Source organism: Enterobacter sp. 01-M-02-SI-ECC (genome assembly GCF_047530595.1).
Lineage (GTDB): Bacteria > Pseudomonadota > Gammaproteobacteria > Enterobacterales > Enterobacteriaceae > Enterobacter > Enterobacter cloacae_M.
The window spans coordinates 15,506-38,751 of the sequence record NZ_JBLKCZ010000017.1 but is presented as its reverse complement, the minus strand read 5'-3'; the positions used below and the strand labels follow the sequence as shown (position 1 = coordinate 38,751).

The 23,246-nt window shown below is 56.1% G+C and carries 21 protein-coding genes; 12 read left to right on the top strand and 9 right to left on the bottom strand.

The features are described from left to right. The first annotated feature begins 102 nt into the window (after positions 1–102). From fdnG to fdhE, 4 genes are read left to right on the top strand one after another with little or no spacing between them, the layout of a single operon-like run. Positions 103–3,153, top strand: coding sequence for a formate dehydrogenase-N subunit alpha (gene fdnG / locus ACMWLG_RS18630; RefSeq protein ID WP_100245665.1), 3,051 nt, complete (start codon positions 103–105; stop codon positions 3,151–3,153). A gap of 12 nt (positions 3,154–3,165) precedes the next feature. Then, positions 3,166–4,068 carry a formate dehydrogenase subunit beta gene (fdxH, locus tag ACMWLG_RS18625; RefSeq protein ID WP_008501831.1) on the top strand — a complete coding sequence of 301 codons (903 nt, stop codon included), beginning with the start codon at positions 3,166–3,168 and terminating at the stop codon, positions 4,066–4,068. Next, positions 4,065–4,700 carry a formate dehydrogenase cytochrome b556 subunit gene (fdoI, locus tag ACMWLG_RS18620; RefSeq protein ID WP_023309750.1) on the top strand — a complete coding sequence of 212 codons (636 nt, stop codon included), beginning with the start codon at positions 4,065–4,067 and terminating at the stop codon, positions 4,698–4,700. Before fdxH ends, fdoI begins: the two co-directional genes overlap by 4 nt. Then, a complete protein-coding gene (gene fdhE / locus ACMWLG_RS18615; RefSeq protein WP_045404233.1) occupies positions 4,697–5,626 on the top strand; it encodes a formate dehydrogenase accessory protein FdhE in 930 nt (309 codons plus the stop codon). The genes fdoI and fdhE overlap by 4 nt, the downstream gene beginning before the upstream one ends. 39 nt (positions 5,627–5,665) lie before the next feature. Here the strand turns inward: fdhE and ACMWLG_RS18610 are convergent, their stop codons facing one another. Together ACMWLG_RS18610 and ACMWLG_RS18605 are read right to left on the bottom strand one after the other, a co-directional pair. After that, on the bottom strand, positions 5,666–6,037 hold the full coding sequence (locus tag ACMWLG_RS18610) for a type II toxin-antitoxin system VapC family toxin (protein WP_080298642.1): 372 nt from the start codon (positions 6,035–6,037) through the stop codon (positions 5,666–5,668). A 2-nt stretch (positions 6,038–6,039) separates the two neighbouring features. Then, positions 6,040–6,282, bottom strand: coding sequence for a ribbon-helix-helix protein, CopG family (locus ACMWLG_RS18605; protein WP_023309753.1), 243 nt, complete (start codon positions 6,280–6,282; stop codon positions 6,040–6,042). Positions 6,283–6,481: 199 nt separating this feature from the next. Between ACMWLG_RS18605 and ACMWLG_RS18600 the strand changes: the two genes are divergently transcribed. After that, complete coding sequence (locus ACMWLG_RS18600) at positions 6,482–7,402, top strand: alpha/beta hydrolase (RefSeq protein WP_045404232.1); 921 nt, start codon at positions 6,482–6,484, stop codon at positions 7,400–7,402. 8 nt (positions 7,403–7,410) lie between these two features. On the opposite strand, the gene fabY is transcribed toward ACMWLG_RS18600, so the two are convergent. From fabY to ACMWLG_RS18570, 6 genes are all read right to left on the bottom strand, one after another. Further along, complete coding sequence (gene fabY / locus ACMWLG_RS18595) at positions 7,411–8,352, bottom strand: fatty acid biosynthesis protein FabY (protein ID WP_023309755.1); 942 nt, start codon at positions 8,350–8,352, stop codon at positions 7,411–7,413. Between the two features lie 44 nt (positions 8,353–8,396). Next, positions 8,397–8,834 carry a D-aminoacyl-tRNA deacylase gene (dtd, locus tag ACMWLG_RS18590; RefSeq protein ID WP_008501836.1) on the bottom strand — a complete coding sequence of 146 codons (438 nt, stop codon included), beginning with the start codon at positions 8,832–8,834 and terminating at the stop codon, positions 8,397–8,399. Then, positions 8,831–9,712: a virulence factor BrkB family protein gene (locus tag ACMWLG_RS18585; protein WP_023309756.1), complete on the bottom strand. Its 882-nt coding sequence runs from the start codon at positions 9,710–9,712 to the stop codon at positions 8,831–8,833. Before ACMWLG_RS18585 ends, dtd begins: the two co-directional genes overlap by 4 nt. Further along, the gene (gene yihX, locus ACMWLG_RS18580) at positions 9,706–10,305 is read right to left on the bottom strand and encodes a glucose-1-phosphatase (protein ID WP_045404231.1); all 600 of its coding nucleotides are present in this window, start codon (positions 10,303–10,305) and stop codon (positions 9,706–9,708) included. Before yihX ends, ACMWLG_RS18585 begins: the two co-directional genes overlap by 7 nt. Before the next feature lie 120 nt (positions 10,306–10,425). Next, complete coding sequence (locus tag ACMWLG_RS18575) at positions 10,426–11,226, bottom strand: DeoR/GlpR family DNA-binding transcription regulator (protein ID WP_045404230.1); 801 nt, start codon at positions 11,224–11,226, stop codon at positions 10,426–10,428. 34 nt (positions 11,227–11,260) lie between these two features. Beyond that, positions 11,261–12,157: a sugar kinase gene (locus ACMWLG_RS18570; protein WP_045404229.1), complete on the bottom strand. Its 897-nt coding sequence runs from the start codon at positions 12,155–12,157 to the stop codon at positions 11,261–11,263. Positions 12,158–12,312: 155 nt separating this feature from the next. Here ACMWLG_RS18570 and yihU point away from each other — a divergent pair, with 155 nt between their 5' ends. From yihU to ompL, 7 genes are all read left to right on the top strand, one after another. Continuing rightward, positions 12,313–13,203: a sulfolactaldehyde 3-reductase gene (yihU, locus tag ACMWLG_RS18565; protein WP_045404228.1), complete on the top strand. Its 891-nt coding sequence runs from the start codon at positions 12,313–12,315 to the stop codon at positions 13,201–13,203. A gap of 17 nt (positions 13,204–13,220) precedes the next feature. Continuing rightward, a complete protein-coding gene (gene yihT, locus ACMWLG_RS18560; RefSeq protein WP_045404227.1) occupies positions 13,221–14,096 on the top strand; it encodes a sulfofructosephosphate aldolase in 876 nt (291 codons plus the stop codon). 14 nt (positions 14,097–14,110) lie between these two features. After that, positions 14,111–15,352 (top strand): sulfoquinovose isomerase, encoded by a 1,242-nt coding sequence (yihS, locus tag ACMWLG_RS18555; protein WP_023617638.1) that lies wholly within the window; start codon positions 14,111–14,113, stop codon positions 15,350–15,352. 16 nt (positions 15,353–15,368) lie between these two features. Next, positions 15,369–17,393, top strand: coding sequence for an alpha-glucosidase (locus ACMWLG_RS18550; protein ID WP_045404226.1), 2,025 nt, complete (start codon positions 15,369–15,371; stop codon positions 17,391–17,393). A 45-nt stretch (positions 17,394–17,438) separates the two neighbouring features. Continuing rightward, entirely contained in the window at positions 17,439–18,821 is a 1,383-nt protein-coding gene (locus ACMWLG_RS18545) for an MFS transporter (protein ID WP_045404224.1), read from the top strand. Positions 18,822–18,864: 43 nt separating this feature from the next. Beyond that, a complete protein-coding gene (locus tag ACMWLG_RS18540) occupies positions 18,865–20,289 on the top strand; it encodes an MFS transporter (protein ID WP_047063638.1) in 1,425 nt (474 codons plus the stop codon). A 74-nt stretch (positions 20,290–20,363) separates the two neighbouring features. Further along, complete coding sequence (ompL, locus tag ACMWLG_RS18535; protein WP_032637905.1) at positions 20,364–21,050, top strand: porin OmpL; 687 nt, start codon at positions 20,364–20,366, stop codon at positions 21,048–21,050. A 63-nt stretch (positions 21,051–21,113) separates the two neighbouring features. On the opposite strand, the gene typA is transcribed toward ompL, so the two are convergent. After that, positions 21,114–22,937: a ribosome-dependent GTPase TypA gene (gene typA, locus ACMWLG_RS18530; protein ID WP_032639914.1), complete on the bottom strand. Its 1,824-nt coding sequence runs from the start codon at positions 22,935–22,937 to the stop codon at positions 21,114–21,116. Positions 22,938–23,246 lie beyond the last annotated feature (309 nt).

The window sequence follows — 23,246 nt, the reverse complement described above, 5'->3', positions numbered from 1 at the left end:
GTGGAATTGAGGGATTAACGCAAATTTTTCTCCTTTGCGGTCAATTCTCAGCCGCGAAGTTAAAACTACATATGTAAGCAATGTCGAAACAAGGAGTGACCCATGCAGGTCAGCAGAAGGCAGTTCTTTAAGATCTGCGCTGGCGGTATGGCAGGCACCACGGCAGCGGCACTGGGCTTTGCGCCCGGCGTAGCGCTGGCGGAAACGCGGCAGTATAAACTGCTGCGCACCCGTGAAACCCGTAATACCTGTACGTACTGCTCTGTCGGTTGCGGGCTGTTGATGTATAGCCTCGGCGACGGTGCTAAAAACGCCAAAGCGTCTATTTTCCATATCGAAGGCGACCCGGATCATCCGGTCAACCGCGGCGCATTGTGCCCGAAAGGGGCCGGTCTGGTGGACTTTATCCACTCCGAAAGCCGCCTCAAATTCCCGGAATATCGCGCGCCAGGCTCCAACAAATGGCAGCAAATCAGCTGGGAAGAGGCGTTCGACCGCATCGCAAAACACATTAAAGAAGACCGCGATGCCAACTTTGTAGAGAAGAACGCCGACGGCGTTACGGTCAACCGCTGGCTCTCCACCGGGATGCTGTGTGCCTCTGCTTCCAGCAACGAAACCGGTTATTTAACCCAGAAATTTACGCGCGCACTCGGTATGCTCGCGGTCGACAACCAGGCGCGTGTCTGACACGGACCAACGGTAGCAAGTCTTGCTCCAACATTTGGTCGCGGTGCGATGACCAACCACTGGGTCGACATCAAAAACGCCAACCTCATTGTGGTGATGGGTGGTAACGCCGCTGAAGCGCACCCTGTCGGGTTCCGCTGGGCGATGGAAGCCAAAATCCACAACGGTGCGAAACTGATTGTGATCGATCCCCGCTTTACGCGAACTGCGTCAGTGGCGGATTTCTACACCCCTATTCGTTCAGGTACTGACATCACTTTCCTGTCAGGCGTATTGCTGTACCTGATGACCAACGAAAAATATAACCGCGAATACACCGAAGCCTATACCAACGCCAGCCTGATCGTGCGTGAGGATTACCACTTCGAAGATGGCCTGTTCAGCGGTTACGACGCCGAAAAACGCAAATACGACAAAACCAGCTGGAACTACGAGCTGGATGAGAAAGGCTTTGCGAAGCGCGATACCACCCTGCAACACCCGCGCTGCGTGTGGAACCTGCTGAAAGAGCATGTTTCCCGCTATACGCCGGAGGTGGTTGAGAATATCTGCGGTACGCCGAAGGCAGACTTCCTGAAGGTGTGCGAGCTTATCGCCGAGACCAGCGCGAAGGACAAAACCGCGTCGTTCCTGTACGCACTCGGCTGGACGCAGCACTCCATCGGCGCGCAGAACATCCGTACCATGGCGATGGTTCAGCTCCTGCTCGGCAACATGGGGATGGCAGGCGGCGGCGTGAACGCCCTGCGCGGTCACTCCAACATTCAGGGTCTGACCGACCTCGGCCTGCTGTCTCAAAGCCTGCCGGGTTACATGAACCTGCCAAGCGAGAAACAGACCGATCTGCAAACCTACCTGACGGCCAGCACGCCTAAACCGCTGCTCGAAGGTCAGGTAAACTACTGGGGCAACTATCCGAAGTTCTTCGTCTCAATGATGAAAGCGTTCTTCGGGGATAAAGCAACGGCGGAAAACAGCTGGGGCTTTGACTGGCTGCCGAAGTGGGACAAGGGTTACGACGTTCTGCAGTATTTCGAGATGATGCATCAGGGCAAAGTGAACGGCTATCTGTGCCAGGGCTTTAACCCGGTTGCTTCGTTCCCGAACAAGAACAAGGTTGTTGAGTCTCTGTCGAAGCTGAAGTTCCTGGTGACGATTGACCCGCTCAATACCGAGACTTCAACTTTCTGGCAGAACCACGGTGAATCGAACGACGTCGATCCGTCGAAGATTCAGACCGAAGTGTTCCGTCTGCCGTCGACCTGCTTCGCGGAAGAGAACGGTTCTATCGTCAACTCCGGACGCTGGCTGCAGTGGCACTGGAAAGGTGCGGACGCCCCGGGCATCGCCATGAACGACGGCGAGATCCTGGCCGGTATCTTCTTACGCCTGCGTAAGATGTATGCGGAAGAAGGCGGCGCGAACCCGGAACCGGTGCTGAACATGACCTGGAACTACTCGACGCCGGAAAACCCTGCGCCGGAAGAAGTGGCGATGGAGAGCAACGGTAAGGCGCTGGCGGACGTTATCGACCCGGCCACCGGTACCGTGCTGGCGAAGAAAGGCGATCAGCTCAGCACCTTCGCGCACCTGCGCGATGACGGTACCACGTCAAGCGGCTGCTGGATCTTCGCCGGTAGCTGGACGCCAAAAGGCAACCAGATGGCCAACCGCGATAACGCCGACCCGTCGGGCCTTGGCAATACGCTGGGCTGGGCATGGGCGTGGCCGCTCAACCGCCGCATCCTCTATAACCGCGCATCCGCTGACCCGCAGGGCAACCCGTGGGATCCGAAGCGTCAGCTTCTGAAGTGGGACGGTGCGAAATGGGGCGGCGTGGATATTCCGGACTACAGCACTGCCGCACCGGGCAGCGACGTTGGGCCGTTTATCATGCAGCCTGAGGGGATGGGACGCCTGTTTGCTATCGATAAGATGGCGGAAGGTCCGTTCCCGGAACACTACGAGCCCTTTGAGACGCCGCTGGGTACCAACCCGCTGCACCCGAACGTGGTCTCTAACCCGGCAGCCCGTATCTTTAAGGGCGATTTCGAAGCGCTGGGTAAAAAGGACAAGTTCCCGTACGTGGGTACCACCTACCGTCTGACCGAGCACTTCCACTACTGGACCAAGCACGCGCTGCTTAACGCCATCGCGCAGCCAGAACAGTTCGTGGAGATCGGCGAGAAGCTGGCGGGCAAGCTCGGCATCGCCCATGGCGATACCGTGAAGGTTTCCTCTAACCGCGGCTATATCAAGGCCAAGGCGGTGGTGACCAAGCGTATTCGCACGCTGAACGTTCACGGTCAGCAGGTGGATACCATCGGTATTCCGATCCACTGGGGCTATGAGGGCGTGGCGAAGAAAGGGTTCATTGCAAACACCCTGACGCCGTTCGTCGGCGATGCGAACACGCAGACGCCGGAGTTTAAGGCCTTCCTCGTGAACGTGGAAAAGGTGTAACGGAGACGACTTATGGCTTATCAATCTCAAGACATTATCCGTCGTTCCGCGACTAACGGTTTCACGCCCGCGCCTCAGGCGCGGGACCACCAGCAGGAAGTGGCGAAGCTTATCGACGTGACCACCTGTATCGGCTGTAAAGCCTGTCAGGTGGCCTGCTCTGAGTGGAACGACCTGCGTGACGAAGTGGGTCACAACGTCGGGGTGTATGACAACCCGGCGGACCTGACCGCCAAGTCCTGGACGGTGATGCGTTTCTCGGAAGTGGAGCAGAACGACAAGCTGGAATGGCTTATCCGCAAAGACGGCTGTATGCACTGTGCGGATCCGGGCTGCCTGAAGGCATGTCCGTCAGAAGGGGCTATCATTCAGTATGCCAACGGCATCGTCGACTTCCAGTCTGAACAGTGCATCGGCTGCGGCTACTGCATCGCCGGCTGCCCATTCGACGTACCGCGCCTGAATCCGGAAGACAACCGCGTCTACAAATGCACCCTGTGCGTTGACCGCGTCACCGTCGGCCAGGAGCCTGCATGCGTGAAGACCTGCCCAACCGGCGCGATCCACTTTGGTTCTAAAGAGGATATGAAAACTCTGGCGGCAGAGCGCGTAGGCGAGCTGAAAACCCGTGGTTACGACAACGCGGGCCTGTACGATCCGGCCGGAGTTGGCGGTACGCACGTAATGTACGTGCTGCACCACGCCGACAAGCCGAACCTGTATCACGGCCTGCCGGAGAACCCGGAAATCAGCGCCACCGTGAAGTTCTGGAAAGGCATCTGGAAACCGCTGGCAGCGGTCGGTTTTGCTGCCACCTTCGCAGCGAGCATCTTCCACTACGTCGGCGTTGGTCCGAACCGCGCGGAAGAGGAAGACGACAACCTGCATGAAGAGAAAGACGAGGTGCGCAAATGAGAAAACGTGACACCATCGTGCGCTACACCGCGCCGGAACGCATCAACCACTGGGTCACCGCCTTCTGCTTCATGCTGGCGGCGATAAGCGGGCTGGGGTTCTTCTTCCCGTCCTTCAACTGGCTGATGCAGGTACTGGGTACGCCACAGCTGGCGCGCATCCTGCACCCGTTTGTGGGCGTCATCATGTTCGCGTCGTTCATCATTATGTTTTTCCGCTACTGGCACCATAACCTAATCAATCGGGATGATATCTTTTGGGCGAAGAATATTCGTAAGATCGTCGTCAACGAGGAAGTGGGTGATACCGGGCGTTATAACTTCGGCCAGAAATGCGTATTCTGGGCGGCGATTATCTTCCTGGTCCTGTTGCTGGTGAGCGGCGTGATCATCTGGCGTCCGTACTTTGCGCCTGCTTTCTCAATCCCGGTGATCCGATTCGCGCTGATGCTGCATTCATTTGCCGCAGTGGCGTTAATTGTGGTTATCATGGTGCATATCTACGCCGCCCTTTGGGTGAAAGGCACCATTACCGCGATGGTGGAAGGATGGGTAACCAGTACGTGGGCGAAGAAACATCACCCGCGCTGGTACCGTGAAGTCCGCCAGAAACAGGAAAAGTCATCTGAATGAGTATTCGCATAATCCCGCAAGATGAGCTGGGGTCGAGCGAGAAACGCACGGCGGATTATATTCCGCCGTTGTTATTCCCCAGACTCAAGAACCTCTACAACCGCCGCGCAGAGCGTCTGCGCGAGCTGGCAGAGAACAACCCGCTGGGCGATTTTCTGCGCTTTGCCGCGCTGGTTGCCCACGCGCAGGAAGTGGTGCTGTACGACCACCCGCTGCAAATGGACCTGACCGCGCGCATCAAAGAAGCCAACGCGCAGGGCAAGCCGCCGCTGGACATTCACGTCCTGCCGCGCGACAAGCACTGGCAAAAGCTGCTGCATTCGCTCATTGCCGAGCTGAAGCCGGAGATGAGCGGTACCGCGCTGGCGGTCATCGAGAATCTGGAAAAAGCCTCTGACCTGGAGCTGGAAGAGATGGCGAGCGCGCTGTTTGCCGCCGACTTCGCTCTGGTCAGCAGCGATAAAGCGCCGTTTATCTGGGCTGCGCTGTCGCTCTACTGGGCGCAAATGGCAAGCCTGATCCCCGGTAAAGCCCGCGCCGAATACGGCGAGGCGCGCCAGTTCTGCCCGGTCTGCGGCTCCATGCCGGTATCGAGCATGGTGCAAATCGGCACGACTCAGGGGCTGCGCTACCTGCACTGCAACCTGTGTGAAACCGAGTGGCACGTGGTGCGCATCAAGTGCAGCAACTGCGAGCAGACCCGCGATCTGAATTACTGGTCGCTGGAAAATGAAGAAGCGGCGGTGAAAGCCGAAAGCTGCGGCGACTGCGGCACTTACCTGAAGATTCTGTATCAGGAAAAAGACCCGAAAGTCGAAGCCGTGGCCGACGATCTCGCCTCGCTGATTCTGGATGCGAAGATGGAGCAGGAGGGCTTTGCCCGCAGCTCGATCAACCCGTTCCTGTTCCCGGGTGAAGGGGAGTAATTTCCTCTGACAGTGCCGGGCGGCGCGAGCTTGCCCGGCCTATAGTTGGTAAGGTGAAACGACTCCAGTAATGCCCGAAAAGTCTTTCGTGTTTCGAGAAATCAACGGACAATTTCTGCTCTGAGCTGTGGCCAGAATGATAGCATCAGGCAGTTTCATTCCATGCTTCTCGCGCAGAATTACACTTCTTTCAGCGATATCTCGGGTGATATCAATAATCTCAAATACGCCCATCACTGTCGCAGTTTTCGCTTCGTGACCATGTTTGCGGGCACCCACCATGACTTCCATCCATGTGATCAGGCTAATGGCTCGATGCGAAGCTGTGCGATCAATTGCATCCGCAGCCTCAACGCGATTATTAAATAGATCAATGAGTATATTGGTATCGAACACCGCCATGTGCTCCATAATTACCACTCCTCACGCAGCTTGCGTTCATACTCAAGCCCATCTTCCTGCTGGTTTCCCCACAAGCCAAGCGCATCGCGGATAACCGATGAACTCTGCTGGTCGAGATATTGCTCAATGGCTTCCCGAAGCAATTCGGCACGAGGCCGGTTACGCAGCTGCTTCAGATTATCCAGTCGTTGAATTACGTCATCAGACAAATCGATCAGAATTCTGCCCATATCAAGATCCGCGGAAAGACTCATATATCACCTTAGTATATCACCATTGTCTATTTTTAAGGCAACATACGCTTTTATTCAGAAGGGTTAAAGCACGTAGCTATAGTTTTCCTGCTATTTGCGAAGCGCTTTCCAGATTTTTAGTACTCGACAATTTTCTTATTTTCTTTTGAATTAAACCAGGCTATAAAGCTGTATATCCATACAGTTAAAGGGAATTTTCATGGCACTGGAACAGGGTATTGCGCAGCTGGTTCAGGGATTTATCGCTGCAGGCCGGCCTTCGTCACGTCGACAGACCATTGAGGTACGACGAGCAGGGTACATTGCCAGCGCGGGGCTTGCCGGGAAGATAGAAACGCGCGTTCAGGTGGAGACGCTAGTGCTTGAGGGCCTTACCATTCGAGTATTTTCACCTCTTAATGCCCCTGAAATATTGCCTGCTGCCATCTACTATCACGGCGGATGCTTTATCAGCGGCGGCTTTGATACCCATGACAACCAACTCCGCCAGTTAGCCTCCTACGGCAATTGTCGGGTGATCGCCGTTCAGTACAGGTTAGCGCCGGAGCATACCTTCCCCGCCGCACATGACGATGCTGAAAGAGGTGCAGATCTGGTCTGGCAGTATGCGGACAAATTAGGCGTGGATAAGAATCGGCTCACCCTCTGTGGAGACAGTGCAGGAGGGCATCTGGCGCTGGTAACGGCGCTGAGGCTTAAGGTTAAAGGGCTGTGGCAACCTGTACAGCTTATTCTTATCTATCCCATGCTCGACGCCACGGCCAGCTTTGAAAGCTATGCCCTTAATGGCACGGATTATATTATCACCCGCGATACCCTGCTCAGCGGGTATGAAATGTATCTCGCAGAGACTGACCGCCAGCATCCGGAAACCAGCCCGCTGTGGCGCGATGATTTTTACGGACTTCCGCCAGTGCACATCATTACCGCAGAGTACGATCCGCTGTGCGATGAGGGAGAAATGTTGTATCATCATCTGACTGAGCAGGGTGTGAAATGTACTGCTCAGCGCTGGCTGGGCGTCATCCATGGCTTCTTTCAGCTTGGCGGCGTCAGCCAGTCAGCGCGAGACCTAATGCGGGATATCGCCGGGCGGATTCAGCACGCCCGGATAACGTGAACAGAAGATTACTCCTCCTCGTTCCCACCCTCTTCATACGCACCGAAGGGCTTCGCTGGAAGAACAATGTAGGTGCCTTCAAACACCGCCCCTGGTGTTTTATCGCCAAACAGTTCAACCTGCATTTGTACGCGGGCTTTGCGGCCGCGTGCCAGGCGGTCGAGATCGCCACCCAGTGACCCCAGATCGGCCACGGCGCTCGGCTTGCCGCTTATCGGTGCGCTATAGCGAATGTGTGCATCGGCGAGAATGATGGTTCCGCCCAGATGACGCTCGCGAAGCATCAGCCAGATGAGACCCCACCCGGTGAGCGTCGCGAGGGAAAACAGACTTCCGGCAAACAGGGTGTGGTGCGGGTTCTGATTGCCGGTTTCCGGCATGGTGGTAATAAATTTTTGTCCGGTGTACTGCTGAATGCGCACGCCCATTTTTTCGCTGAGCGGAATGTGCTGATACCAGGCCTGCTGCAGCTGCCCGCACCAGTCGGCGCGATGAAGAATATCATCCAGCGTGGCGATGGGTTTGATCATCAAAAAATGACGAATCGGCGTGGTTTGCGGGGTTGTGATTTCCCCCTGATTCACAAAACCGAGCTTGGCGAAGAATTCTACGGCATCTTCGCGGGCGCTACAGGTGACGCGCTTAACGCCTTCCTGACGGGCGACGGACTCAAGGGTCATCGCCATTAGCGTTCCCAGACCTTTGTCCTGAACGGAGGGATGAACCGCCATAAAGCGAATCGACGCTTCGTTATCGGCGTTGATATACAAGCGCCCGACGGCGACGAGGTTACCCTCTTCGTCCATCACCATCTGATGGTGGGCCATCGCATCCCAGGCGTCTCGTTCAGATCCTTTTGGCTGATGCAGTGGCTTGCGCAGCATTTCCCAGCGGAACTGGTAATAAGCGTCTAACTCTTCTTCCGTTTGCGGTACTCGAAGGTGATACATAGCTGTACTCTCTCTTGTTACCCGCGGCCACGCCGCCAGTTGGCTCATACCTGGAGCCAGAATGTGACGGGGCCATCGTTCACCAGCGAAACCTGCATATCTGCAGCGAATCGTCCGGTTTGCGTATTCATTTCCTGCTGACGACAACGCTCAACAAAGTACTCGTAAAGTGCTTCCGCACGATCCGGCGCGGCGCCTTTAGAGAAGCTCGGGCGCATGCCGCGCTCGGTATCCGCTGCCAGCGTAAACTGGGAAACCACCAGCACGCTGCCGCCCGCCTGCTGGACGTTCAGGTTCATCTTGCCTTCCGCATCGCTGAAAATACGGTAGCCCAGCACGCGCTCACACAAGCGGTTGGCTTTTTGTTCGTCATCATCCTTTTCGACACCTAACAACACCAAAAGTCCTGGGCCAATTTCACCCGTCACCTCTCCCTCCACGGTGACGCTGGCACGGGTTACGCGCTGTATCAATGCAATCATGGTTGGTCTGCTTCTAATTGTTTTTCAGCTTCTGCTGCTTTTTTAAGTTCGCGGTATACACCGAGAGTGACAGTTATTTCAGCACCAAGCAAGACGATACACCAGGTCCAGTAGACCCAGACAAACAAAATGGGGATCACCGCCAGCACGCCGTAAATCAGCTGATAGGACGGAAACATGGTGATGTAGAGGGCAAACCCTTTTTTACCGAGCTCAAAAAGCAACGCCGCCACCAGCGCCCCCAAAACCGCATCTCGGTTAGGCACGCGCGTGGTCGGCACGACGCTATAGAGCAGCCAGAACGAGAGCCACGACAGGATCAGCGGAAAGATGCGAAGCACATTATCGATCACACCGTTTAAATCACTCGCCCACCGTAGGGAAAGCAGATACGAACTGATCGCCAGGCTCGCCCCAGCCAGCAGCGGTCCCAGTGTGAGAATCATCCAGTACACGGCAAAGGAATAGACCTTTGGCCGCGCTTTTTTACTCCGCCAGATCGTGTTCAGCGCGTTATCGATGGCGTACATCAGCAGCAGCGCGGTAACGATAAGACCGCATGCCCCCACTGCCGTCATCTTATTGGAGTTGGCAACGAACTGCTCAATGTAGTTCTGGATGACATCCCCGGTTGCCGGAATAAAATTCGCGAAGACAAAATGGCGAAGCTGCAGGCTGACGTCCGCAAACATCGGAAAGGCCGAAAACAGGGCAAAAATGACCGCCACCAGCGGCACTAATGAGAGCAACGACACGTAGGCGAGGTTGCCCGCCAGCGTGGTCATGTTGTCCTCATCAATACGGTGCCAGAGCAGTTTCAGCCATGCCCTCAGCGGGCGAGTATGATGCGTGGCTTTTTGATGAACGGTTTTTAGCATAGCTGCTTCGCAAAGTAGTTTGGTATCGTCTCTTTTCCGGTCACCAGAATTGACGTTATACCTAACTGGTTAGCTCCCTCTATATTATCGGCGTTGTCGTCGAAAAAGACCGCATCGGCCGCGGTGAATCCCTCTGACTGCAGAACAGCCTGATAAATTCGCGCTTCAGGCTTACGCATACCCATCTCCTGCGAAAGATAGATCTTGTCGGCCGCCCCCTTAACTTCAGGGTATTCCTCAGGCCAGAACGTGGTGTGCAGACGGTTGGTATTGGACAACACAACGACCCGATGGCCCTGCTCGCGAAGCTTATGCATGATGTCGATCACTTCAGGCCGGATGGCGACAAATACTGCCTGCCAGCCGTGTGAAAACTGCACGTAGCTCAACGGTAGATCCATCTCCTGACAGAAACGTTCAGCGAATTCTTCATCACCGATCTCGCCGCGTTCATGCTGATGGAAGGTCTCGCCCATCGCGAAATTCTGCTTCAGTGTCGCCAGCGGAACGCGACTAAAGTCGCTCCATGCACCCAGCACGCGATTAAAATCGATATCGACGATTACGTTTCCTAAATCAAAGATATAAAGCATGGTTATCTCCTGCTCGCCGTGGAGAGGTAACTGTAGCGGGAAAGATAAAGTTTGGCTATGCACGAGATTCAGCTTAGAGAAAGGAATGGCCCGAACGTGAATGTCGGGCCAGGAGAAGCGTTAACCTGCCTGCTGTTCGTCGTTCGAAATCACTTCAACTATTTCAACTTTGCTGGATTTGAGATGATTTTGCAGCGCCGAGCCGGGCAGTTCGTCGGTGAAGAGCGCCGTCGCCTGGGCCACGTTGCCAATTTCAACCGCCGCAGATGCTTGATATTTCGTATGATCGGCCGCGAGCAGAATGTGGCGAGAGTGGGCGATCATGGTTTTCACCACGCTGGCTTCATTGACGTCAAACTCCATCATCGCGCCGTCGTGCTCAATTGCCCCGACGCTGGTCACAAGATAGTCTGCCCGGAAGCCAGACACAAACGCAGTGGCCGCCGGACCGATAATGCCGCCGTTATGTGGGCGCAGCGTGCCGCCGGGAACCATCACTTCAAAACGCGGATTTTTATACAGAATATGCGCCACCCGCAGGCTGTTGGTGATAATGCGCAGGTGGTTATGGTTTAGCAGCGCCCGGGCAACGTGCTCCACGGTCGTGCCGATGGTGATGAAGATGGTGGAGCCATCGGGAATATAGTCCGCAATGGCTTCGGCAATCGCCCGCTTCTCTTCGGTAAGCGAGACTTCACGCTGCTCGAACGCCGTGTTCACCACGCTGGACGCTCTGCCCGCCCCGCCATGATGACGCGTGATCAGCCCCTGCTCGCTCAGCTTGCGGATATCCCGACGCACGGTTTGCGTCGACACGTCCAGCAGCTGCGCCAGCTCATCAATGTTCATATAGCCGCGATCGGCAATCAGCGTCAGCAGCTGATCGTGACGCGGGTTGCCGGTCAGTTCGGTAAGACTCATGGGCTGTCCTCTGAAAACCATCACGCCCCGCATTTTATACAAAAAGTGACAAAAAAGAGCGGGTTTGATCACAGTCAGGTATCCCTGACCGTCCGCCAGGTTTTGTGCATTTCAATGCTGCAACGGCGCTGGCAAAACGCACGGCCTCGGCAACAGACGCCCTCTGTCCCAGACTAACCGCCAGCGCACCGTGGAAAACATCACCCGCCCCCGTGGTATCTACAACGTCCACTTCATAGCCAGACTGATGACGCAACGCGCCATTTTCCAGCCAGAAGCAGCCGTCTCGCCCCTGGGTGACATACACATGTCCCTTTGTGAGCGTTTGTGCTTTTCTCAGCGCGTCTTCAGTTTCATCCCGCTGCGTTAAGCGCCGCAGCCCCGGCGCGGAGAAGGCCGCGTGATCGCTTAAGGCAACCAGCTCCGCGATGTCCTGCGGGGTGACATCCGCATCAAGCAGTGTCGGCACACCCTGCTGACGGGCGAGGGTAAACGCCTGCTTTGCCCCGTCGTGCCAGCGCACGTCAGCTAATACGATATCCCATTGCGAGAAGTCGATTTCACGCAGCCATCCTGCCTCAGCAGGGAGGTCGGGGCTGGGATAGTTCGCGATAACGCGCTCCCCGCTGCCGTCAACCAGGACCGCAGACTGTGACGAACGCGCATCTTTAAACACGCGCGTGTAGCGGGTCTTCACCCCCAGGGATTCCAGCTCCGCCAGCAGTCGTCTGCCGGTATCGTCGTCGCCCACCCGGCCAATAAAATCCACTTCCGCGCCCAGCTTTGCCGCCGCCACAGCCGCCGTTGCCGCCGGGCCGCCGCCAACTTCCGTATAGTCTTTTGCGACATACTTCCCACCTTCTTTCGGTAAATCAGCGAGATACCAGATGCGATCCAGCACGGTAATGCCGACACAAACGATGCGAGTCATGGTGATTCCTTCTGCGATTTCTGATGCTTTCATTTTAATTTCATCAAATGTTTAAAAAGTGACCAATGTCAATTTTTTGACTATAAATTACAAATACGATCAAAAACAGACAACGAAAACGTGCAAAAATTGACACGATGTGACAGGAGAGAGGCATGTCAGCAATCGCATTTATCGGTTTAGGGCAGATGGGCGCGCCAATGGCGAAGAATCTGCTTAAGCAAGGCCATCAGCTTAACGTTTTTGACGTGAACCCGCAGGCGGTTCAGGCGCTGGTAGAGAACGGCGCGCGGGCGGCGGCAACGCCAGCGCAGGCCGCAACGGATGCCGAATTCGTGATTACCATGCTGCCAAACGGCGACCTGGTGCGCAGCGTTCTGTTCGGCGAGCACGGCGTATGCGAGGGGTTATCCCGCGACGCGCTGGTGATTGATATGTCCACCATTCATCCGCTGCAAACCGACGCGCTGATCCGCGACATGTCTGATCGCGGGTTCAGCCTGATGGACGCACCCGTCGGACGCACCTCTGACCATGCCATCGCCGGCACGCTGCTCCTGCTGGCTGGCGGCACAGCGCAGCAGGTTGAGCGAGCCACCCCCGTATTAATGGCGATGGGCAATGAGCTGATTAACGCTGGCGGGCCGGGCATGGGCATTCGCGTGAAGCTTATCAATAACTACATGAGCATCGCCCTGAACGCCCTGTCGGCAGAGGCAGCCGTACTGTGCGAAGCGCTCGGCCTCTCCTTTGACGTGGCGCTCAAGGTGATGAGCGGCACGCCTGCGGGTAAAGGTCACTTCACGACATCCTGGCCGAACAAAGTGCTGAAAGGCGATCTTTCGCCCGCCTTCATGATCGACCTTGCGCATAAAGATCTGGGGATCGCCCTGGACGTGGCCAACCAGCTCCACGTTCCGATGCCGCTGGGCGCGGCTTCCCGCGAAGTTTACAACCAGGCACGCGCCGCCGGGCGCGGGCGCGAAGACTGGACGGCCATTCTTGAACAGGTTCGCGCATCTGCCGGGCTGAAAAAAAAACACTGATACGAAAGGACTGAGGAATGACGATGTACACCCTGAAAGATATCACCCGACCTTCCGGCGGTTTTGCGATGCTGGCCGTGGATCAGCGCGAAGCGATGCGCCTGATGTTTGCCGCCGCAGGCGCGCCGGTGCCGGTAACCGACCAGCACCTGACGGATTTTAAGGTCAACGCAGCGAAAATTCTGTCGCCGTACGCCTCTGCCATTCTCGTCGACCAGCAGTTCTGCTATCGCCAGATTGTGGAGCAGCAGGCCGTGGCCAAAAGCTGCGCGATGATTGTGGCGGCCGACGAGTTTATTCCGGGGAATGGTATTCCGGTTGACAGCGTGGTAATCGACAAAAACATCGACGCACAGGCGATCAAACGCGATGGCGGCAAGGCGCTAAAGCTGCTGGTGCTGTGGCGCAGCGATGAAGACCCGCAGCAGCGTCTGGAGATGGTGAAGGCGTTCAACACGCTGTGCCACGACAACGGGCTACTGAGCATTATCGAGCCGGTTGTACGTCCGCCGCGTCGCGGCGCCGCGTTTGACCGCGAGCAGGCGATTATCGACGCGGCCAAAGAGCTGGGCGACAGCGGCGCCGACCTCTACAAAGTGGAGATGCCGCTGTTTGGAAAAGGCACGCAGCAGGCGCTGCTGGCGGCCTCGCAGAAGCTGAACGAGAACATAGCCATGCCGTGGGTGATCCTCTCTTCCGGCGTGGACGATAAATTATTCCCGCGCGCCGTGAACGTGGCGATGCAGGCGGGTGCATCGGGCTTTTTAGCCGGTCGCGCCGTCTGGTCATCGGTGATTGGCCTGCCGGACACCGAGCTGATGCTCCGCGATATTGCAGTACCAAAACTGCAGCGTCTGGGTGAGATCGTCGACGAAATGATGACTCGCCGCTGAGAAAGGACCCGAACATGAAATGGTTTAACACCCTGAGCCACAACCGCTGGCTCGAACAAGAGACCGACCGCATTCTCGATTTCGGTAAAAACGCCGCCGTACCGACCGGTTTTGGCTGGCTGGGCAATAACGGCCAGGTACGCAGCGATATGGGTACGCATCTGTGGATCACTGCTCGTATGCTGCACGTTTACGCGGTGGCAGCGAACATGGGGCGTCCCGGTGCGTATGCGCTGGTTGAGCACGGTATTAATGCCCTGAATGGCCCGCTGCGCGACAAGCAGCACGGCGGCTGGTACGCCTGCGTTAACGATGAGGGCGTCATTGACGCTTCCAAGCAGGGCTATCAGCACTTCTTCGTCCTGCTGGGTGCGGCAAGCGCCGTCACCACCGGCCATCCGCAGGCGCGCAGGCTGCTGGACGATGCTATCGAGGTGATTGAGCGTTACTTCTGGAGCGAACAGGAGCAGATGTGCCTGGAGTCATGGGATGAAGCGTTCAGCAAAACGGAAGATTACCGTGGCGGTAACGCCAACATGCACGCCGTAGAAGCCTTCCTGATTGTTTATGACGTGACCCACGACCGCAAATGGCTCGACCGCGCCCTCCGCATCGCGTCGGTGATTATTCATGACGTGGCGCGAAAAGGTGAGTACCGCGTTAACGAACATTTCGACACCAGCTGGAATCCGATTCGCGACTACAACATTGATAACCCCGCCCACCGTTTCCGCGCCTACGGCGGCACGCCGGGGCACTGGATTGAGTGGGGCCGCCTGATGCTGCACCTGCGCGCCGCGCTGGAAGCGCGCTTTGAAACCCCGCCGGAATGGCTGCTGGAAGATGCAAAAGGCCTGTTCCACGCCACCATCCGCGACGCCTGGGCACCCGACGGAGCCGATGGATTTGTCTACTCCGTGGGCTGGGACGGCAAGCCTATCGTGCGCGAACGCGTGCGCTGGCCAATCGTCGAGGCGATGGGCACGGCCTATGCCCTCTATACCGTGACCGGCGAGGCGCAGTACGAGGCCTGGTATCAGAAGTGGTGGGATTACTGCATCAAGTATCTGATGGATTACGAAAACGGTTCCTGGTGGCAGGAGCTGGACACCAATAACGAAGTGACCACCAAAGTCTGGGACGGCAAGCAGGATATTTACCATCTGCTGCACTGCCTGGTGATCCCTCGCCTGCCGCTGGCACCGGGCTTAGCGCCTGCCGTAGCCGCTGGTCTGCTGGACAGCCTGGCCAAATAATAAAGACGGAGTGTTTATGCGTACCCTACACAATATTGATCTGAAAAATAACGAAAGTGGCTTTACCCTGCGCTGGCAGGACCGTCTGATTTTATCCCACACCGCGGATGTCCCTTGCCTGTGGATTGGCGCAGGCGAGGCGGATATCGAGATGTTTCGCGGCAACTTCAGCATCAAAGACAAGCTCAACGAAAAGATTGCCCTGACGGACGCGACCGTCACGCAGCAAAGCGCGGGCTGGGCGATCCGCTTTACCCGCGGCGATGCGGTAAGCGCGACGCTGCTGGTGGGCGTCGATGCGGATGGCCGTCTTGAGCTGAAGCTTAAAAACGATGCTCCCGGCCATAACCGCATCTGGTTGCGGCTGGCGGCGCAGCCGGAAGATCATATCTACGGCTGCGGCGAGCAGTTCTCGTATTTCGATCTGCGCGGCAAGCCGTTCCCGCTGTGGACCAGCGAGCAGGGCGTGGGTCGCAACAAGCAGACCTACGTGACCTGGCAGGCCGACTGCAAAGAGAATGCGGGCGGCGACTACTACTGGACCTTCTTCCCGCAGCCCACCTTCGTGAGCACCCAGAAATACTACTGCCACGTGGACAACAGCTGCTACATGAACTTCGACTTCAGCGCGCCGGACTTCCACGAGCTGGCGTTCTGGGAAGATAACGCCACGCTGCGCTTCGAATGTGCTGAAACCTACGTCGATCTTCTGGAAAAGCTCACCGGCCTGCTGGGGCGTCAGCCTGAACTACCGGACTGGGTTTACGACGGCGTGACGCTGGGCATTCAGGGCGGCACCGAGGTGTGTCAGCAAAAGCTCGATATCATGCGCAAAGGTGGCGTGAAGGTGAACGGCATCTGGGCGCAGGACTGGTCCGGCATCCGCATGACCTCCTTTGGAAAACGCGTGATGTGGAACTGGAAGTGGAACAGTGAGCTTTATCCACAGCTTGATACGCGGATTGCGAAGTGGAAACAGGAAGGCGTGCAGTTCCTCTCCTATATCAACCCGTACGTCGCCAGCGATAAAGATCTCTGCGAAGAGGCGGCAACGCGCGGCTATCTGACCAAAAACGCCGACGGCAAGGACTACCACGTCGAGTTCGGCGAGTTCTACGCGGGCGTTATCGACCTGACCAACCCGGCAGCCTACGACTGGTACAAAGAGGTCATCAAAAAGAACCTGATCGCGCTGGGCTGCGGCGGCTGGATGGCCGATTTCGGGGAATATCTGCCGACCAATACCTTCCTGCACAACGGCGTCAGCGCAGAAATCATGCATAACGCCTGGCCTGCCCTGTGGGCTAAATGTAATTACGAAGCGCTTCAGGAAACCGGCAAGCTCGGGGAGGTCCTGTTCTTCATGCGCGCGGGCTACACCGGCAGCCAGAAGTACTCGGTGATGATGTGGGCGGGGGATCAGAACGTCGACTGGAGCCTTGACGACGGTCTGGCATCGGTGGTGCCCGCCGCGCTTTCTCTGGCGATGACCGGTCACGGCCTGCACCACAGCGACATCGGCGGCTATACCACGCTGTTCGAGATGAAACGCAGCAAAGAGCTGCTGCTGCGGTGGTGCGACTTCAGCGCCTTTACGCCAATGATGCGTACCCATGAGGGTAACCGCCCCGGCGACAACTGGCAGTTTGACGGCGACGCGGAAACCATCGCGCACTTCGCGCGCATGACCTCCGTCTTCACCACCCTGAAGCCGTACATCAAAGCCGCGGTCGCGCAGAACGCGAAAAGCGGCCTGCCGGTGATGCGTCCGCTGTTCCTGCACTACGAGGACGACGCGCGCGCCTACACGCTGAAATACCAGTACCTGTTTGGCCGCGACCTGCTGGTGGCGCCTGTTCATGAAGAGGGTCGCCGCGACTGGTCGCTCTATCTGCCGCAGGACAGCTGGGTGAATGCGTGGACCGGGGAAACCTGCCAGGGCGGTGACGTGACCGTTGATGCCCCCCTCGGCAAGCCGCCGGTCTTCTACCGCCAGCACAGCGAATGGGCAGATCTGTTTAGCACCTTACGTCATATCTGATAAGGCTCGCCCGCAGGGAAACCTGCGGGCAGACGGAGAACAATAATGAGTCAACATACTTCCGATCCGGCAACCCTACGCCTGCCGTTTAAAGAAAAACTCGCCTACGGGATGGGCGATCTCGGCTCAAACATCCTGCTGGATATCGGCACGCTCTATTTGCTGAAGTTTTATACCGACGTGCTGGGGCTGCCGGGCACCTACGGCGGGATCATCTTCCTGATTGCGAAGTTCTTTACCGCCTTCACCGATATGGGCACCGGGATCATGCTCGACTCCCGGCGCAAGATTGGCCCGAAAGGGAAATTCCGCCCGTTCGTACTGTATGCCGCCTTCCCGGTGACGCTGCTGGCGATTGCTAACTTCGTCGGCACGCCGTTTGAGATGACCGGTAAAACGGTGATGGCGACGATGCTGTTCATGCTTTACGGCCTGTTTTTCAGCATGATGAACTGCTCCTACGGCGCGATGGTACCGGCTATTACCAAAAATCCGGACGAGCGCGCCTCGCTGGCCGCCTGGCGCCAGGGCGGCGCGACGCTGGGCCTGCTGCTCTGTACAGTGGGTTTTGTTCCGGTGATGAATTTGATTGAAGGCAATGACCAGCTTGGCTATATCTTTGCCGCCACCCTCTTCTCGCTGTTCGGGCTGTTCTTCATGTGGTGGTGCTATAAGGGCGTGACCGAGCGTTACGTCGAGACACAGCCTGCAAATCCGACGCAAAAGCCGGGCCTGCTGCAGTCGTTTCGCGCCATCGCCGGGAACCGTCCGCTGTTTATCCTGTGCATCGCCAACCTGTGCACGCTGGGCGCCTTTAACGTCAAGCTCGCCATTCAGGTCTACTACACGCAGTACGTGCTGAACGACCCGATTCTGCTGTCGTACATGGGCTTCTTCAGCATGGGCTGTATTTTTATCGGCGTCTTTATGATGCCCGGCGCGGTCCGGCGCTTCGGCAAGAAAAAAGTCTACATCTGCGGGCTGACGATTTGGGTGGCGGGCGATCTGCTCAACTACTTCCTCGGCGGCGGCTCGGTGAGCTTTGTCGCGTTCTCCTGCCTGGCGTTCTTCGGCTCCGCGTTCGTTAACAGCCTGAACTGGGCGCTGGTGTCCGATACCGTGGAGTACGGCGAGTGGCGCACCGGTGTGCGCTCCGAAGGCACGGTCTACACCGGCTTTACCTTCTTCCGTAAGGTCTCGCAGGCGCTGGCGGGCTTCTTCCCGGGGATCATGCTCACGCAGATCGGCTATGTACCCAACGTGGTGCAGTCCGCCGGAACGGTTGAAGGGCTGCGGCAGCTGATATTTATCTATCCGAGCCTGCTGGCGGTCATCACCATCGTGGCGATGGGCTGCTTCTATAACCTCAACGAGAAGATGTATGTGCGCATTGTTGAAGAGATCGAACTGCGCAAACGTACGGCCTAAATGACGAGATAGAGCGCCCGACTGGGCGCTCTGAGGATCGACCATGACACATAACAGTGATCCGTTAACCCTAAAATTGAGCCTGCGAGAGAAGTGCGCCTACGGAATGGGCGATTTTGGCTCGAACCTGATGCTCTGTATTGGCACGCTGTATCTGCTAAAGTTTTACACCGATGAGCTGGGTATGCCGGCGTTCTATGGCGGCATTATTTTCCTGGTGGCTAAGTTCTTTACCGCGTTGACCGATATGCTGACCGGCGTGCTGCTCGACTCCCGGCGTAACATCGGCGCGAGGGGGAAATTCCGGCCATTCATTCTTTACGCCTCCGTCCCGGTGGCGCTGGTGGCAACGGCGCAGTTTATGGCCAACGACTTTAGCCTGACGGTGAAAACGGCTCTCGCCACCGTGCTCTTTATGATGTTTGGCCTCTGCTATAGCCTGATGAACTGCGCCTACGGTGCGATGGTCCCGGCCATCACCAAAAACCCGAACGAGCGCGCGCAGCTTGCGGCGTGGCGTCAGGGTGGCGCAACGGTGGGACTGATGCTCTGCACCGTCGGCTTTATGCCCATTCAGGCGCTGTTCATCAGCCAACCCTCCCAGGGCTATCTGGTGGCCGCGCTGGTGTTCGTTACCGGCGGCCTGTTCTGCATGTGGTGGTGCTACAGCGGCGTGAAAGAACGCTACGTGGAGCTTACGCCCGATCACCATAAGCCCGGCATTCTGAAATCGTTCTGCGCGATTTTCCGCAATCCGCCGCTACTGGTGCTGTGTATCGCCAACCTGTGTACCCTCGCCGCCTTCAACATCAAGCTGGCGATTCAGGTCTATTACACCCAGTACGTGCTGAACGATCTCCATTTGCTGTCGTGGATGGGATTCTTCAGCATGGGCTGCATTCTGGTTGGCGTGTTTTTGGTGCCCGGCTCGGTTAAGCGTTTTGGCAAGAAGCCGGTTTATCTCGGCGGTCTGGCGCTGTGGGCGGTGGGCGACGTGCTCAACTTTTTCTGGGGAACCAGTTCCCTGCTGTTCGTGCTTTTTTCCTGCATGGCCTTTTTCGGCACCGCGTTTGTGAACAGCCTGAACTGGGCGCTGGTGCCGGATACCGTCGATTACGGCGAGTGGAAAACCGGCATCCGCGCCGAAGGGTCGGTGTATACCGGCTACACCTTCTCGCGCAAAATCTCTGCGGCGCTCGCCGGTTTCCTGCCCGGGATTATGCTAACCCAGATTGGCTACGTTCCCCATGCCGTGCAGAGCGCGGGCACGCTGCTTGGTCTGCGTCAGCTTATTTTCCTGTGGCCGTGCGGTCTGGCGATTGTTGCTGCCGTGACCATGGGGCTGTTTTATAAACTCAACGAAGCGCGCTTCGCCTTTATTATCGAGGAGATTGGAAAACGGAAAAAACAATCAGCGAATACCCCTGAGATAACCACCAACAATAAAGCGTCAGCAGTCACTTTATAACAATAAATCCGGCCATTCTTTCCTTCCTGTTAATCAGGAGGGAGGCCTTTCTGTACCTGATACATGGACAAATTATGAAAAGAATCATCACTGTACTGATCGTGTCGTCTGTGTCCTGCCCGGTATTTGCCGGGGCCTATGTCGAAACGCGTGAAGCCTACAATACGGCCTCAGAGATGCACGAGGTGATCCTGCGCGCAGGATATAACTTTGATATGGGCGCGGGCCTGATGTTCACCAACGCCTATAACGTGGGCAAATGGGATGAGCTGAAGCACAGCTATAACGAAATCGAGGGGTGGTATCCGCTCTTTAAGCCGACCGACAAACTCACCTTCCAGCCCGGTGGGTTGATTAACGACAGCAGCGCAGGGTCCGGTGGCGCAGTTTATTTAGATACCAACTACAAATTTACGGACTGGTTTAATCTGACGTTCCGCTATCGCTATAACCATAACAATTACGATACGCCGGACTATAACGGGCAGATGGATAAAAACGACACGCACGAATTTGCCAACTACTGGAATTTCAAAGTGACGGATGCGTTTTTCTACACCTTTGAACCGCACTTTTTCCAGCGGGTGAATGATTACCACAGCAAAAATGGCAAAGACCATCACTGGGAAATTACCAATAAATTCAGCTACAAGATCGACAGAAACTGGCTGCCGTACCTCGAACTGCAGTGGCTGGACCGATGGAATGATTACAACCGGGAGCAGTATCGCATTCGCTTAGGATTACGGTATTCGTTCTAATAAAAAAGCCGCTGATCGCTCAGCGGCTTTTTACATACATGACAGCGTTAACGCTAACCTGTATTAGTCTTCTTTCGCACCGCGCATAGCACGTTTACGATCGTTCTCGGTCAGGTGACGTTTACGGATACGAATTGACTGTGGAGTCACTTCTACCAGTTCGTCATCATCGATGAATTCCAGAGCCTGCTCCAGAGTCATCTTGATCGGTGGAACCAGAACCGTTGCTTCGTCAGTACCGGACGCACGCATGTTGGTCAGTTTCTTACCGGTCAGGCAGTTTACGGTCAGGTCGTTAGAACGACTGTGAATACCGATGATCTGGCCTTCATAAACTTCAGCACCGTGACCCAGGAACAGCTTACCGCGATCCTGCAGACCGAACAGCGCAAACGCAACAGCTTTACCCTGACCGTTGGAGATCAGTACGCCGTTGTTACGCTGGCCCACTTCGCCCGGACGAACGTCGTCGTAGTGGCTGAAGGTGGAGTACAGCAGGCCGGTACCGGAGGTCATGGTCATGAACTCAGAACGGAAGCCGATCAGGCCACGGCTTGGGATCACGTAGTCGAGACGTACGCGGCCTTTGCCATCTGGATTCATGTTTTTCAGGTCGCCTTTACGCTCACCCAGAGCCTGCATCACAGAACCCTGATGCTGCTCTTCAACGTCCAGCGTTACGTTTTCGAATGGCTCTTGTTTACGGCCATCGATCTCGCGGAAGATTACTTTCGGACGGGAAACCGCCATTTCGAAACCTTCACGACGCATGTTCTCAATCAGAACAGACAGGTGCAGCTCACCACGACCAGAAACGCGGAATGCATCAGCATCTTCGGTTTCTTCAACGCGCAGCGCAACGTTGTGCACCAGCTCTTTGTTCAGGCGGTCAAGGATCTGACGAGAGGTAACGAATTTACCTTCTTTACCACAGAACGGAGAGGTGTTGACGTTGAAGAACATGGATACGGTTGGTTCATCAACGGACAGGGCTGGCAGCGCTTCGACATTCTGCGGATCGCAGATGGTGTCGGAGATGTTCAGTTCACCCAGACCGGTGATAGCGATGATGTCGCCCGCTTCCGCAACGTCACTCTCGATACGCTCAAGACCCAGGTGAGTCAGTACTTTACCGACTTTACCGTTACGGGTTTTGCCTTCGCTATCGATGATAGTAACCTGCTGGTTAGGCTTCACTTTACCGCGCTTGATACGACCAATGCCGATTACGCCAACGTAGTTGTTGTAGTCGAGCTGAGAGATCTGCATCTGCAGGGTGCCGTCGAGATCGACGTTTGGTGCAGGAACACGGTCAACAATCGCCTGATATAGCGGGGTCATGTCTTCAGCCATGTCTTCGTGGTCCAGACCTGCGATACCGTTCAGCGCAGATGCGTAAACGATAGGGAAGTCCAGCTGCTCGTCGGTCGCATCGAGGTTAACGAACAGGTCGAAGACCTGGTCAACAACCCAGTCAGGACGCGCGCCAGGGCGGTCAACTTTGTTGATAACAACGATTGGCTTCAGACCATGGGCAAAAGCTTTTTTGGTCACGAAGCGCGTCTGTGGCATTGGGCCATCCATTGCGTCAACGACCAGCAGAACGGAGTCTACCATGGACATTACACGTTCAACTTCGCCACCGAAGTCGGCGTGCCCTGGGGTATCAACGATGTTGATACGGTAGTCATTCCATTTAATCGCGGTGTTTTTCGCGAGGATGGTAATCCCACGCTCTTTCTCCAAATCGTTGGAGTCCATCACGCGTTCTTGGGTTTCGGCACGCGCATCAAACGTACCGGATTGCTGCAGCAGCTTGTCAACCAGGGTAGTTTTACCATGGTCTACGTGCGCGATGATGGCGATGTTACGCAAATTTTCGATCACAACTTTGCCTCAGGCATTTAGAAATAGCGCGTTATTGTACACGGATTAATCGCACTACAAAACAGGATCACAAACATCCCCCGCAAACAAGTATCGCAGAGATGCTTTGTGATCGCTTTCACGGAGCGGTAAAAGGGCACTTTAACGTAAATTGCACCAATATAGTGCTCAATGTTCACATTGAAGCACTATACTGGTGCAACAAATCCATTGTGGTGCAGCCCTTTTGCACTATGGTGCGCATGATAACGCCTTTTTGGGGTGATTTAAAAGTTGGCACAGATTTCGCTTTATAAAAAATACATGGCA